Consider the following 450-nt stretch of genomic DNA (forward strand, 5'->3'; position numbering starts at 1 on the left):
CCCCTCCCGCTAACGTTGGGATGCTTTCGCCCGCGGCATTCTTGTCGTCTGCCGTGTTTGGCTCACCCGTTGCCGCGTCCACACTCGGTGTCGATGCTGGCGTACCTACACCGGAATCAGTGCCTTCAGGGGCATTGCCTTGTGCTACCGTTGGCTCACCACTAGACACATCTGCACTTGGTTTCTGCTCTGGCGTACCTACACCGGAATCAATACCTTCCGAGGCATTACCTTGTGCCGAAGTTGGCTCACCGGTAGCCCCGTTCGCACTTGGTTTCTGCTCTGGCGTTGCCACACCGGAATCAATACCTTCTGAGGCATTACCTTGTGCCGAAGTCGGCTCACCGGTAGCCCCGTTCACACTTGGTTTCTGCTCTGGTGTTGCCACATTTGGCTCCACACCCTTCGAGCTGCCTGCTTGTGCTGGTGTACCCGTTTGCGGCGCGTTCC

The 450-nt window shown here is 58.2% G+C and carries 1 pseudogene; it reads right to left on the bottom strand.

Going from position 1 to position 450, the window contains the following annotated elements:
- Window positions 1-450: pseudogene (locus UF05_RS26245) on the bottom strand (hypothetical protein); the annotation flags it as partial.

The sequence above is a fragment of the Vibrio sp. S457-15 genome (genome assembly GCF_000960545.1).
Classification (GTDB): Bacteria; Pseudomonadota; Gammaproteobacteria; order Enterobacterales; family Vibrionaceae; genus Vibrio; species Vibrio parahaemolyticus.